The sequence below is a fragment of the Streptomyces sp. R21 genome (genome assembly GCF_041051975.1).
In the GTDB taxonomy this organism is placed as follows: domain Bacteria; phylum Actinomycetota; class Actinomycetes; order Streptomycetales; family Streptomycetaceae; genus Streptomyces.
This window is the reverse complement of the sequence record NZ_CP163435.1, coordinates 8,292,455-8,305,071: the sequence shown is the minus strand read 5'-3', so window position 1 is coordinate 8,305,071 and position 12,617 is coordinate 8,292,455. Positions and strand designations below refer to the sequence as shown.

Here is a 12,617-nt window from a genome sequence, read left to right as displayed (position 1 = left end):
TACCGCCGGTTCAAAGGGGCCGACCGGGTCGGCGGGTGCTGGCGGGAGCTACCGCTTCACCACTGGGGCGGGCTCGCGATGGACCGGGCGAGCACATCGTCCAGGACCCGTGCCGTGGCCGGAACGTCGAGCTGGGAGTTGTCGATGATGGGCAGCCCCGAGCCGTACCACCCGGCCATCCGGCCGTGGATGGCGGCGACTTCCTCGTCGGTGAGGCGACGGTTGCCGGAGCGCTTCGCGTTGCGCTCCAGGACGATTTCCAGCCCGGGCAGCAGGACGACGGGCAGCAGCCCCGGTCCCACATGCCGCTTCCAGCCGCCGAGACCGACGACCGGGCGGTCCGGGAACACGGCATCGTCGAGGATGCAGGAGATGCCATTGGCCAGGAAGTTGCGTGCGGCGAAGCCGCAGGTGCGGCGGGCGAGACGATACTGCGCCTCCGAATGGTCGTTCCATCCGGACTGCGGGTCGGCGAACCCCGAGCGCACCCATTCGCGTACATCGTCGAGGCTGATGTGGGCGGTGGGGACCCGGCGGTGGCCCGCCCAGTACTTGGCGACGCTCGTCTTGCCTGCGCCCGCGGGGCCGATGAGCAGCACCGCCAGCGTGGTGGACGTCGCATCGGACGGGCCGGAGGCGGGTGCGGGGCTCGGCATCGCGACGGGGCCGCCGGGCGGCAGCTGCACATGGCCCGTGGTGTCCGGCGTCGGCGGAACGGGCGCGTGGTGCTGGGGCACGTGCTGCGGAGCGTGCGTCTGAGGTGCCGTGGGGCCCTGAGGCGGACCGGTGAAACCGGGAACAGGCGGGGTCATGGGTGCCGCACCCGGATGCGCGCCGGGGTGTCCCGGGTGGTGCGCGGCCGGCGACCAGCCGGCGGCGGGGCCCTGCCCCGGCTGGTGGGGCGGCGGCAGCGGAGCCCCCACTGCGTGCTGCATCCGGTGCCACTCCGTCTCGTACAGGCAATGGGCGCTGGCAGCGGGGCCCGAACCCCGCTCCCTACCGAACGGTACCGTCCCCGGCCGCCGTTGTGTGAACGGCCGGGGGCGGCCCGAAGTGCCCGTGGGCGCAGGCGAATCGGACCAAGTGCGCCTGAAAAGGGAGCTACTCGCCCACTTCGCCGTACGCCGCGAGGAGGACGGCCGGGTCGGGGCCCTCCAGGACCGTCGGCTTGGCCAGGCCGTCGAGGACGATGAAGCGCAGCAGGTTGCCGCGAGACTTCTTGTCGACCTTCATGTTCTCCACGAGCTTGGGCCACTGGTCGTAGCGGTAGCTCAGCGGGAGGCCGACGGACTCCAGGACGGTGCGGTGGCGGTCGGCGGTCGCGTCGTCCAGCCGGCCCGCCAGACGGCCGAGTTCGGCGGCGAAGTGCATGCCGACCGAGACGGCCGCGCCGTGCCGCCACTTGTAGCGCTCGTTCTTCTCGATGGCGTGCGCGAGGGTGTGCCCGTAGTTGAGGATCTCGCGCAGGCCCGACTCCTTGAGGTCGCCGGAGACGACCTCGGCCTTGACCTTGATGGACCGCTCGATCAGCTCGGCGGTGTGCGGGCCCGCCGGGGTGCGGGCGGCCTCCGGGTCGGCCTCGATCAGCTCCAGGATCGCCGGGTCGGCGATGAACCCGGCCTTGATGATCTCGGCGAGCCCGGACACGTAGTCGTTGACCGGCAGCGAGTCCAGCGCGGCCAGGTCGCAGAGCACACCGGCGGGCGGGTGGAAGGCGCCGACGAGGTTCTTGCCCTCGGCAGTGTTGATGCCGGTCTTGCCGCCGACCGCCGCGTCGACCATGGCGAGCACCGTGGTGGGGACGGCGATCCAGCGCACCCCGCGCAGCCAGGTGGCCGCCACGAACCCGGCCAGGTCGGTGGTGGCACCGCCGCCGACGCCGACGATGACGTCGGTGCGGGTGAAGCCGGACTGGCCCAGTGCCTTCCAGCAGTAGGCGGCGACCTCGGCGGTCTTGGCCTCCTCCGCGTTCGGCACCTGGATGGCGACGGCCTCGAAGCCCTGTTCCGACAGGTCGGCGGAGAGCGCCTCACCCGTCTCGGCGAGCGCCTCGGGGTGGATGACCGCGACCCGCTTGGCCTTCTCCCCGATCAGCCCGCCGAGTTCACCCAGGAGCTGCCGGCCGACCAGGACCTCGTACGGCTCGGTGCCCGCCGTGCCGCCGACCTGAATCCTTGTCACCTGCTGCTCGGTCATGCTTCCTTCAACTCCAGTGCGTCGAGGACCGCTTGGGCGACCTCTTCGGGGGTACGGCCGTCGGTCGCCACGACCGCGCGGGCGACGTCGGTGTACAGATGGCGGCGGGCTTCCATCAGCTCGCGCCACTGCTTGCGCGGGTTGACGGCGAGCAGCGGACGGGCCGCGTTCAGACCGGTGCGCTGAACCGCCTCCTCGACCTCCATCGAGAGGTAGACCACCTGGTGTCCGGCGAGCGCGGCGCGCGTCTCCTCGTCGAGGATCGCTCCGCCGCCGAGCGCCAGGACGCCGTCGTGCTCGGCGAGCGCCCGGTGCACCGCCTGCTTCTCGACGGCGCGGAAGGCGGCCTCGCCCTCCTCGACGAAGATGTCGGCGATGGTGCGGCCCTCGGCGGCCACGATGTCCTCGTCCGTGTCCCGGTAGGCGCAGCCGAGCCGCTCGGCGACCAGCGCGCCCACCGTGGACTTGCCTACGCCCATGGGGCCGACCAGGACGAGCAGGGGGCCTGCGCTCACCGGATGACCAGGTTCTCGAGGTAGGACTCGACGTTGCGCCGGGTCTCGGGCACGCTGTCGCCGCCGAACTTCTCGGCCACCGCGTCGGCGAGGACCAGCGCGACCATGGCCTCGGCGACGATGCCGGCGGCCGGGACCGCGCACACGTCGGAGCGCTGGTGGTGGGCCTTGGCGGCCTCGCCGGTGGCGACGTCGATGGTGGCCAGCGCGCGCGGCACGGTCGCGATCGGCTTCATCGCGGCGCGCACGCGCAGCAGCTCACCGGTGGTCAGACCGCCCTCGGTGCCGCCGGAGCGGCCGGAGGTGCGCCGGATGCCGTCCTCGGTGTGGACGATCTCGTCGTGCGCCTTGGAACCCGGCACCCGGGCGAGGTCGAAGCCGTCGCCGACCTCGACGCCCTTGATGGCCTGGATGCCCATGAGCGCGGCCGCGAGCCGGGCGTCGAGGCGCCGGTCCCAGTGCACGTGCGAGCCGAGCCCCACGGGCACGCCGTAGGCCAGCACCTCGACCACACCGCCGAGGGTGTCGCCGTCCTTGTGGGCCTGGTCGATCTCCGCGACCATCGCCTTCGACGCGTCGGCGTCCAGGCAGCGCACCGGGTCGGCGTCGAGCTTCTCGACGTCGGAGGGCTTGGGGTAGACGCCGTAGGGCGCCTTCGCCGCGGCCAGCTCGACGACGTGCGAGACGATCTCGATGCCGGCCGTCTCCTTCAGGTACGAGCGGGCCACCGCGCCGAGGGCGACGCGGGCCGCGGTCTCGCGGGCGGAGGCGCGCTCGAGGATCGGCCGGGCCTCGTCGAAGCCGTACTTCTGCATGCCCGCGAGGTCGGCATGGCCGGGCCGCGGGCGGGTCAGCGGGGCGTTGCGCGCGAGATCGGCGAGGATCTCCGGGGCGACCGGGTCGGCCGCCATGACCTGCTCCCACTTGGGCCACTCGGTGTTGCCGACCATGACGGCGACCGGTGAGCCCATGGTCAGCCCGTGGCGTACGCCGCCGAGGAAGGTGACCTCGTCGCGCTCGAACTTCATCCGGGCACCGCGCCCATAACCAAGACGGCGCCTGGCCAGGTGGTCCGCCACCATCTCCGTGGTGATCGGCACGCCGGCGGGAAGACCCTCCAGCGTCGCCACGAGTGCGGGGCCGTGGGACTCCCCCGCGGTCAGCCAGCGCAACCTGCTCAACGGTGCTCCTCATGATGCTCGCGCCCCGGTACTGCCTACTGTCCTTGCGTACGCGCGTCCTCGCGTACGGCGACGGTCCGACCGGGTGCGCGGCCCCGGCCCGCCATCTCCGATCCTCCCACGTCCGCTCCCCCTGCCCGGCCGGTGGTCCACCAGACGGACGGGTCGGCCCGCTCAGGAGGCGGTCGGACCGCCGTCCGGGCGCATCGGCGACGCCCGAGAGGGCGGCGGCACGGCTCCGGGCTCAGGCGCGTACGCACCCAGATAGTCGGCGCCGCGGCCCTGTCCGCGCAAAGGCCGTCCCTCGCGCAGGGCCCGCCGGTGGTCAAGCTTGCGCCTGATCTTGAAGCCCCATGTCGCCAGGACGGCGAGGATCAGCAGGACCAGCACGACGTGCTGCATCCAGTCCGGCAGGAACGGCAGCACCAACTGGACGATCTCGCCCTTGCCGGATGCCATGGACACGCCCGCGCTCATGCGCGTCTCCCCCCTCGGCCTCACCCCCTGCGAGACCTCGGGAAATCCTAGGTCCTGTCGTCAAACTCCCGTCGTCCGCCCGGAGGGCGGGCCCTGCGGCGTCAGGTGCGTGCTCTCGGCGTGCCGGGCGCAGGCCCTCGTACTGGATGTACTTGGGTCTGTGCCTGGTGCGGCGAGAGTGCGTGCATGGCGTCGCGGGGCAGACGGGAGTTTGACGACAGGGCCTAGCGAGCGGCGAGCGCGTGTTCCCCTGCTTTGCGCATGGCGTCCAGCGGAGCCGGAGCGCGGCCCGTCATCTGCTCGACCTGGAGGACGGCCTGATGGACCAGCAGGTCGAGGCCGCTCACCACGGCTCCCCCGTACGCCGACCAGCGCGCCGCCAGGTCGGTGGGCCACGGGTCGTACAGCACGTCGAAGAGGGTGGCGGGCCGGCCGGGAACAGCGCCGGCCAGCGCGTCGGTGGCACCTGCCGGGGTGGTGGCGATCACGAGCGGGGCGTGCAGGGCCTCTTCGGCGTCGGCCCAGTCCGCCGTACGCAGCTCGATGTCGAGCCGCTCCCCCCAGCGCCGCATCTCGGCCGCGCGCTCCGCACTGCGGACGTACGCGACGACCTCGCCGGTGCAGATCCGGGCGAGCGCGGCCAGCGCGGAGGACGCGGTGGCTCCCGCGCCGAGGACGGCGGCGGAGTCGACCTGCTCGATCCCGTGCTCGCGCAGGGCGGCGACGATGCCGGGGATGTCGGTGTTGTCGCCGACTCTCCGGCCGTCGTCGGTGAACACGACGGTGTTGACCGCTTCCACGGAGGCCGCCGTCTCACTGACCTCGTCGAGCAGCGGAATCACGGCCCGCTTGAGGGGCATGGTCAGCGACAGCCCCGCCCACTCGGGCCCCAGCTCCTCGATGAAGGCCGGGAGCGCCGCCTCGCCGACCTCGAAGCGGCCGTACGACCACTCGCCGAGCCCGAGCGCCTCGTACGCGGCGCGGTGCAGCACCGGGGAGAGGGAGTGGGCGATGGGCGAGCCGAGTACGGCGGCTCGGCTCTTGGCGTCGCTCCTGCTCATTGACCCTTCTGTTCCTCGAGGTACTTCTCGCGGTTGCGGTTCTGCTCTTCGTTGGTCTCGGCGAAGAGTGTCTTGTTCTCGCTGACCGAGACGAAGTAGTACCAGTTGCCCTTGGCCGGGTTGAGCGCGGCCTTGATCGCCACTTCGCCGGGATTGCCGATCGGCCCGGGAGGCAGACCCTTGATCTTGTACGTGTTGTACGGGTCCTTGATCTGCCGCAATTCGTTGACCGAACCGGTGGCGAGCTTGGACTCGCCGCGGAGGTAGTTGACCGTCGAGTCGAAGTCGAGAAGACCGTAGGTCTCCGTGTTGTTCGGCTTCAGGCGGTTGTAGACAACCCTGGCGACCTTCTCGAAGTCGCTCTTGGATTTCCCTTCCGCCTGGACGAGGCTCGCGACGGTCAGCACCTGCAGCGGATCCTTCAGACCCAGATCCTTGGCCTTTGCCTGGACGCCGAATGCGGCGTACTTCTCCTTGGCGAGGTCGACCATTTCCTTCAGGACTTCCTTGGGCTTCATGCCCTTGTCCACCGGATAGGTGGACGGATAGAGGAATCCTTCCAGCGGATCCTTGATGTCCTTGCTGCTGTTCGCCCAGTCCGGAAGTCCGAGGGTCGGCCAGTCCTTCTTGGCGACGCCCTCAGTGGTTCCCTTGTCGACTTCGAGACGCTTGTCGATCGCCTCGTAGACCTTCTTGTTGCGCCAACCTTCAGCGATCGTCAGGTTGTTCTGGCTCTTGGGGCTGAGCATCAGCGCGACGGCGCTTTCCGCGGACATTTCCTTGTTCAGCAGGTACGTGCCCGCCTGAATGGACTTGCCCTTGGGGTTCTTCTCCTGCGCGGCCACGAAGGCGTCGACGCTCTTGACGACACCCTTGTCCTTCAGCTCCTGGCCGATGGCATAGCCGAGCGCGCCCTTGGGAATGGTGACGCTGACCGTCTCGCTGGTGCCGTCGCCCGCGTAGTCGGGCGCCGCGCCGAAACGATTTTGGTAGAAGTGGTAGCCGAAATATCCGACGCCGCCGAGGCCGCCTCCGAAGACCAGCACGACCACCAGGCAGGCGCATCCACTGCGGCGTTTCTTGCCCTTGCCCTTGCCGCCCCGGGCCTTGCGGCCGCGCTTCGGGTCGTCGTCGAAGTCGTCGTCATCGTCGTCATCGTCGCCACCGGCGAAGAACGCGTGCTCGCCCTGGTCGGGACCGGGATCCCAGTCGGGCTGAGGATCGGGCTCGGCGCGCCGGCGGGCGGGCGGCTCCGGCGGCGGGTACGCGTCGGGGGTGCCGTAGTAGTCGGGCTGCTCACCGTTGTACGCGGCGGGCTGGCCGCCGTACGGGTCGACCGGGTCGGCGGGGTACGGGACCTGCTGGTGCGCGCCGGTGTCCCAGCCGCCGTTGTCGTACTGCTGCTGGTTCTGGTGCTGGCCGGGATACTGCGGCTGGCCCTGGTCGCCGTACTGCTGGTGCTGCTGCTGCCCCTGGCCGGGATACTGCTGCCCTTGGCCGGGGTACTGCTGTTGCCCCTGCCCCGGGTACTGCTGCTGGCCTTGACCGCCGTACTGCTGGTGTCCCTGGCCGCCGTACTGCTGCGGCTGCTGCTGACCGTATTGAGCATGCTGGCCCGTGCCCCAGTCACCGTGCTGGGGCTGCTGCTGGTGCTGCGGCTGCTGCGGGTAGTGCTGCTGCTGGCCGCCGTAGGACTGGCCGTCGTCGGCCTGCCCTCCCCATCCGACGTCCCCGAACAACGGGTCCTCCGGATGCCACGGTTCGGAGCCTGGGCCCCGGCCATACTCAGTCATCGATCCCCTAGAGCCGCGAGGCGGCGGCCGCTGGCGCTTGCGGCACGGCTCCCGTCGCCTCTCTTGCTGTGCGGCGGCTGTTCGAACACCGCCGCATCGCGCGGAACGTTACCGTATCGCGATCAGTTGACATTCATTTCTCTGGCGAGAACTGTCCAGCAGTCGCCTGCTTGGCTTCCTGCTTCGCAGCCGGCTGCCTCGTCCGGGAAGCATCCCGTTGAGGTCTTACACCAGCTCCACAGGCTATGACCGTCTGCCCGACGGCCAGAAGGTTCTTCGCGGCGTTTACGTCCCTGTCATGCAGCGTCCCACAAGCTGGGCACGCCCATGCGCGGACGCCGAGCGAGAGCTTCCCAAGATAGTGCCCGCAGTCCGAGCACGTCCTACTCGACGGGTACCACTGGTCCACGACCACGAGCTGACGTCCGTACCAGTGACACTTGTAGTCCAGCATGCTGCGCAGCTCCCTCCACGCCGCGTCCGAGATCGCACGGGCCAACGAACGGTTCTTCAGCATGCCTCGTACATTGAGGTCCTCGATCACGATCGTTTGGGTCTCACGAACGAGTCGAGTCGTCAGCTTGTGGAGATGGTCCCTCCTGCGGTCCGTGATGCGTGCGTGGATCCTGGCTACGCGCGTCCGGGCCTTGTCCCAGTTCTTGGAACCCTCCTCCTTGCGGGCCATCTCTCGTTGGGCTCTCGCCAGGCACTCACGATCACGGCGTTCATGTCTGGGGTTGGTGATCTTCTCTCCAGTGGAGAGGGTCACGAGTGATGTCAGACCGGCATCCAACGCGATCGCCTCGTGCGCAGAGTCCGTCATCGGCTGAACGGTCGGGTCCTCGACCAGGAGAGAGACAAACCACCGCCCTGCCGGATCTCGCGAGACTGTCACAGTGGACGGCTCGGCATCTTCCGGCAAGGGCCTCGACCAAACGATGTCGAGGGGCTGATCCATCATGGCCAGGGTCAGCCGCCCGTTCCGCCAACGGAACGCCGAGCGGGTGTACTCCGCAGACGCACGCGACTTCTTGTTCGCCTTGAAGCGAGGGTACTTGGCCCGCCCCTCCCAGAAGTTGACGAATGCCGCCTGGAGATGACGCAACGTCTGCTGGAGTGGAACCGAGGACACCTCTGCGAGGTACGCGAAGTCGTCGGACTTCTTCCATTCGGTCAGCAAGGCCGACGTCTGAACGTAGTTGATCCGCTCCTGGCGCTGATACCAGGCTTCGGTGCGAGCCTGGAGGGCCAGGTTGTAGACCTTGCGTACGCACCCGAAGGTACGCGACAGCACTGCTGCCTGCGCATCCGTCGGGTAGAAGCGGAACTTGAACGCCCGCCGGACGTGCTTGGTCCTCACGTCTCACACAGTAGACGTCTTCTTTTTGAGAGATGGACAAAAGGGAAGAATCAGACGACCACTTCGACGCCCTCACCCGGAGCATTGCCTGACGCCCGTTCGGACTCCAGGGCCTGCTGAAGGATGATGACGGCGGCCGCCTGGTCGATGACAGACCTGCCCTTTTTGGACTTCACGCCCGAGGCGCGCAGGCCCTGACTGGCCGTCACTGTGGTCATCCTCTCGTCGAGGAGCCGCACCGCGACGGGGGCGATCATGCGGGCCAGTTCCTGGGTGAAGGCGCGGACCTTGACGGCGGCCGGGCCCTCGCCCCCCTTGAGGGAGCGGGGGAGACCGACGACGACCTCGATCGGCTCGTACTCGTCGACGAGCTGCTTCAACCGGCGCTGGGCGGCCGGGACATCGCGTCCCGGAACCGTCTCGACCGGAGTCGCGAGGATCCCGTCGGGGTCGCACGAGGCGACCCCGATCCGGGCGTCCCCGACGTCGATGGCGAGACGACGTCCTCTGCGCATGTCCCTGAGCCTTACTTGGCCGTCTCGGCGACGAGGCGCTCGACCGCGTCGACGGCCTCGCCGATGGCGGCCGGGTTCTGGCCGCCGCCCTGGGCGACGTCGGGCTTGCCGCCACCGCCGCCGCCGAGGGTCTTGGCGGCCGTACGGACCAGGTCGCCGGCCTTGAGGCCGCGCTCGCGGGCGGCCTCGTTGGTGGCGATGACCGTCAGCGGCTTGCCGCCCACGGTGGTGAACAGGGCGACCACGGCGGCGCGTCCGCCCTGGATGCGGCCGCGCACGTCGAGGACCAGCTTGCGCAGGTCGTCGGCGGTGGTGCCGTCCGGGACCTGGCCGGTGACCAGGGCGACGCCGTGCACGTCCTTGGCGGAGTCGACGAGACCGGCGGCGGCCTGGAGGACCTTCTCCGCGCGGAACTTCTCGATCTCCTTCTCGGCGTCCTTCAGCTTGCCGAGCATGGCGGAGATCTTCTCCGGGAGCTCCTCGGGGCGGCCCTTGACCAGCTCCTGGAGCTGGGCGACGACCGTGTGCTCACGGGCCAGGAAGTTGTACGCGTCGACGCCGACCAGGGCCTCGATGCGGCGTACGCCGGAGCCGATGGACGACTCGCCGAGCAGCTTGACCAGGCCGAGCTGGGCGGTGTTGTGCACGTGCGTGCCGCCGCACAGCTCCTTGGAGAAGTCGCCGATGGTGACGACGCGCACGCGCTCGCCGTACTTCTCGCCGAACTCGGCGATGGCGCCCTGCTTCTTGGCCTCGTCGAGGCTGAGGATCTCGGCGTGCACGTCCAGATCGCGGGCGAGCACTTCGTTGATCTTCTGCTCGACGTCGGTCATCACGGCCGTCGGAACGGCGGACGGGGAACCGAAGTCGAAGCGGAAGCGGCCGGGCTGGTTCTCGGAACCGGCCTGGGCGGCCGTCGGGCCGAGGGCGTCGCGCAGGGCCTGGTGCGTGAGGTGCGTGGCCGAGTGGGCGCGGGCGATGGCCTTGCGGCGGCGTACGTCGATGACGGCCTGGGCGGAGGCGCCGACGGTCACCTCGCCGACCTGGACGACGCCCTTGTGGACGTACACACCGGGGACCGGCTTCTGGCAGTCGCGGATCTCGATGACGGCGCCCGAGTCGACCTTGATACGGCCGGTGTCGCCGATCTGACCGCCGCCCTCGGCGTAGAACGGGGTGCGGTCGAGGACGATCTCGACCTCGTCGCCCTCGGTGGCGGCGGGCGAGGAGACACCGTCGACGAGGATGCCGACGATCTTCGACTCGCCCTCGATGCTGTCGTAGCCGACGAACTCGGTCTCGCCGGCGGCGTCGGCGATCTGACGGTAGGCGCCGAGGTCGGCGTGGCCGGTCTTCTTGGCGCGGGCGTCGGCCTTGGCCTGGTCCCGCTGGGCCTTCATCAGGCGGCGGAAGCCGTCCTCGTCCACCGAGAGGCCCTGTTCGGCGGCCATTTCGAGGGTGAGGTCGATCGGGAAGCCCCAGGTGTCGTGGAGCAGGAAGGCCTTGTCGCCGGCGAGGACCTTGCCGCCGGACTCCTTGGTGTCCGAGATGGCCGTGTCGAGGATGTTCGTGCCGGCCTTCAGCGTCTTGAGGAAGGCGGCCTCCTCGGCGAGGGCCACGGTCTCGATGCGCTTGCGGTCGGTCACCAGCTCCGGGTACTGCTGGCCCATCATCGCGATGACGACGTCGATGAGGTCCTGGACGACCGGTCCGGTGGCACCGAGCAGGCGCATGTTGCGGATGGCGCGGCGCATGATGCGGCGCAGGACGTACCCGCGGCCCTCGTTGCCGGGCGAGACGCCGTCGCCGATGAGCATCACGGACGTGCGCATGTGGTCGGTGACCACGCGCAGCGAGACGTCCGACTCGTGGGCAGCGCCGTACTCGACACCCGTCAGCTCGGTGGCCTTCTTGATGACGGCCATGGAGGTGTCGATCTCGTACATGTTCTGCACGCCCTGCAGAATCATGGCGAGGCGTTCCATGCCGAGGCCGGTGTCGATGTTCTTGCTGGGCAGGTCGCCGAGGATCTCGAAGTCCTCCTTCGAGGTGCCCTCGCCGCGCTCGTACTGCATGAAGACCAGGTTCCAGATCTCCACGTACCGCTCGTCGTTGACGGCCGGGCCGCCCTCGACGCCGAACTCGGGGCCGCGGTCGTAGTTGATCTCGGAGCACGGGCCACAGGGGCCGGGGACGCCCATGGACCAGTAGTTGTCCTTCTTGCCGAGGCGCTGGATGCGCTCGGCGGGGACGCCGATCTTGTCGCGCCAGATGGTCTCGGCCTCGTCGTCGTCGAGGTAGACCGTGATCCACAGGCGCTCCGGGTCGAGCCCGTAACCACCCTTGTCCTGGGGCGACGTGAGCAGCTCCCAGGCGTAGGTGATGGCGCCTTCCTTGAAGTAGTCGCCGAAGGAGAAGTTGCCGCACATCTGGAAGAACGTGCCGTGCCGGGTGGTCTTGCCGACCTCTTCGATGTCGGGCGTGCGCACGCACTTCTGCACGCTGGTGGCGCGCGACCACGGCGGCTTGACCTCGCCGAGGAAGTACGGCTTGAAGGGGACCATGCCGGCGGGGACGAGGAGCAGAGTCGGGTCGTCCGCGATGAGCGACGCCGAAGGAACGACGGTGTGACCGCGCTCCTCGTAGAAGCTCAACCAGCGGCGGCGGATTTCAGCCGACTCCATCAGTGGTCCTCATTCCGGTTGTACGAGTACGTCGTGTTCTCGATGTACTTGATCTGCTTGTGGTGCTTGTCGCCCGCGATCGCGGCGGCGCGTCGCTGTGCGGGAAGTTCGGGGTCCGCGTTCAGGCCCAGCGCCTCGTCGAGTTCGGCTTCCCGCTGGGCCATGCCGTCGCGGACGTCGAGCGCGAAGTCCTTGAGCTTGTGACCCGCTTCGATCGCCTTGTTCGCGGCCTGGGCCGCGAGGCTCTCGGGGGTCAGCTGCTTGAGCTTGCGGTTGACCTTGGTGGTGGCCCACACACCGGCGGCTGCGCCCGCGGTGAACCAGAACGTACGGCGGAACATCGCTGCGTCAGTCCTTCTTCCGCTTTCCCCGTCGTGCGGACGGGACGGTGCGGCCCACGATCACGGTACGCCGGGGCGCCTTGGTGGGCACATTGTCGCGGCGGGCGCCGATGGCCCGGCGGACGCCGTAGCCGAACGCCGCCACCTTCACGAGCGGGCCGCCGAAGGTGGAGGCGACGGTCGAGGAGAGCGCCGACGCGTTCGACGTGACCTCCTGGACGTCCGATGCGATGGCGTCGACCCGGTCGATCTGGGTCTGTGCGGAGCGCACGGCCGAGGAGGCGTCGGCCAGCAGCGGGACGGCCTGGTCGGTCACGTCCGCCACGAGCTTGGTGGTCGCCCTGAGCGTCTGGGCCAGCCTCGCCAGCGCGACGGCGAGGAAGGAGACCAGGATCGCCCAGAAGACGGCCACCAGGATCCCGGCCACCTCTCCACCGGACACTGTGCACCCGCTCCCTGAATTGCGTGCTCAACATCGAAAAGTCGTCCCCCGA

General features: G+C 69.4%; 12 protein-coding genes. All 12 read right to left on the bottom strand.

The features are described from left to right. Positions 1-56 precede the first annotated feature (56 nt). The 12 genes from AB5J56_RS37005 to AB5J56_RS36950 all read right to left on the bottom strand — a co-directional run bounded on the left by AB5J56_RS37005 (position 57) and on the right by AB5J56_RS36950 (position 12,565). A complete protein-coding gene (locus tag AB5J56_RS37005) occupies positions 57-935 on the bottom strand; it encodes a Pro-rich N-terminal domain-containing protein (protein ID WP_369239464.1) in 879 nt (292 codons plus the stop codon). A gap of 166 nt (positions 936-1,101) precedes the next feature. Further along, positions 1,102-2,196 (bottom strand): 3-dehydroquinate synthase, encoded by a 1,095-nt coding sequence (gene aroB, locus AB5J56_RS37000; protein WP_369239462.1) that lies wholly within the window; start codon positions 2,194-2,196, stop codon positions 1,102-1,104. Beyond that, positions 2,193-2,675 (bottom strand): shikimate kinase, encoded by a 483-nt coding sequence (locus AB5J56_RS36995; protein WP_369243018.1) that lies wholly within the window; start codon positions 2,673-2,675, stop codon positions 2,193-2,195. The genes aroB and AB5J56_RS36995 overlap by 4 nt, the downstream gene beginning before the upstream one ends. Before the next feature lie 32 nt (positions 2,676-2,707). Next, positions 2,708-3,892, bottom strand: a complete 1,185-nt coding sequence (gene aroC / locus AB5J56_RS36990) for a chorismate synthase (RefSeq protein ID WP_369239460.1) — start codon at positions 3,890-3,892, stop codon at positions 2,708-2,710. Positions 3,893-4,066: 174 nt separating this feature from the next. Then, a complete protein-coding gene (locus AB5J56_RS36985) occupies positions 4,067-4,369 on the bottom strand; it encodes a hypothetical protein (RefSeq protein WP_369239458.1) in 303 nt (100 codons plus the stop codon). 224 nt (positions 4,370-4,593) lie between these two features. Then, positions 4,594-5,430, bottom strand: a complete 837-nt coding sequence (locus AB5J56_RS36980; protein WP_369239456.1) for a shikimate dehydrogenase — start codon at positions 5,428-5,430, stop codon at positions 4,594-4,596. Beyond that, positions 5,427-7,223, bottom strand: coding sequence for an endolytic transglycosylase MltG (gene mltG, locus AB5J56_RS36975; RefSeq protein WP_369239454.1), 1,797 nt, complete (start codon positions 7,221-7,223; stop codon positions 5,427-5,429). The genes AB5J56_RS36980 and mltG overlap by 4 nt, the downstream gene beginning before the upstream one ends. Positions 7,224-7,356: 133 nt before the next feature. After that, positions 7,357-8,583: an RNA-guided endonuclease InsQ/TnpB family protein gene (locus AB5J56_RS36970; protein ID WP_369239452.1), complete on the bottom strand. Its 1,227-nt coding sequence runs from the start codon at positions 8,581-8,583 to the stop codon at positions 7,357-7,359. A gap of 50 nt (positions 8,584-8,633) precedes the next feature. Further along, entirely contained in the window at positions 8,634-9,098 is a 465-nt protein-coding gene (ruvX, locus tag AB5J56_RS36965; RefSeq protein WP_369239450.1) for a Holliday junction resolvase RuvX, read from the bottom strand. 11 nt (positions 9,099-9,109) lie between these two features. After that, the gene (gene alaS, locus AB5J56_RS36960) at positions 9,110-11,782 is read right to left on the bottom strand and encodes an alanine--tRNA ligase (protein ID WP_369239448.1); all 2,673 of its coding nucleotides are present in this window, start codon (positions 11,780-11,782) and stop codon (positions 9,110-9,112) included. Next, a complete protein-coding gene (locus tag AB5J56_RS36955) occupies positions 11,782-12,123 on the bottom strand; it encodes a DUF6167 family protein (protein ID WP_369239446.1) in 342 nt (113 codons plus the stop codon). The genes alaS and AB5J56_RS36955 overlap by 1 nt, the downstream gene beginning before the upstream one ends. A 7-nt stretch (positions 12,124-12,130) precedes the next feature. Beyond that, entirely contained in the window at positions 12,131-12,565 is a 435-nt protein-coding gene (locus AB5J56_RS36950) for a DUF948 domain-containing protein (protein ID WP_369239444.1), read from the bottom strand. Positions 12,566-12,617: the final 52 nt, after the last annotated feature.

What these genes read in the sequence shown, in the direction of transcription:
- AB5J56_RS36985 (WP_369239458.1), bottom strand. Translation starts at nt 4,369, where the DNA reads ATGAGCGCGGGCGTGTCCATGGCATCCGGCAAGGGCGAGATCGTCCAG.
- AB5J56_RS36955 (WP_369239446.1), bottom strand. Translation starts at nt 12,123, where the DNA reads ATGTTCCGCCGTACGTTCTGGTTCACCGCGGGCGCAGCCGCCGGTGTG.
- AB5J56_RS36980 (WP_369239456.1), bottom strand. Translation starts at nt 5,430, where the DNA reads ATGAGCAGGAGCGACGCCAAGAGCCGAGCCGCCGTACTCGGCTCGCCC.
- AB5J56_RS36995 (WP_369243018.1), bottom strand. Translation starts at nt 2,675, where the DNA reads ATGGGCGTAGGCAAGTCCACGGTGGGCGCGCTGGTCGCCGAGCGGCTC.
- alaS (WP_369239448.1), bottom strand. Translation starts at nt 11,782, where the DNA reads ATGGAGTCGGCTGAAATCCGCCGCCGCTGGTTGAGCTTCTACGAGGAG.
- AB5J56_RS37005 (WP_369239464.1), bottom strand. Translation starts at nt 935, where the DNA reads ATGCAGCACGCAGTGGGGGCTCCGCTGCCGCCGCCCCACCAGCCGGGG.
- aroB (WP_369239462.1), bottom strand. Translation starts at nt 2,196, where the DNA reads ATGACCGAGCAGCAGGTGACAAGGATTCAGGTCGGCGGCACGGCGGGC.
- mltG (WP_369239454.1), bottom strand. Translation starts at nt 7,223, where the DNA reads ATGACTGAGTATGGCCGGGGCCCAGGCTCCGAACCGTGGCATCCGGAG.
- ruvX (WP_369239450.1), bottom strand. Translation starts at nt 9,098, where the DNA reads ATGCGCAGAGGACGTCGTCTCGCCATCGACGTCGGGGACGCCCGGATC.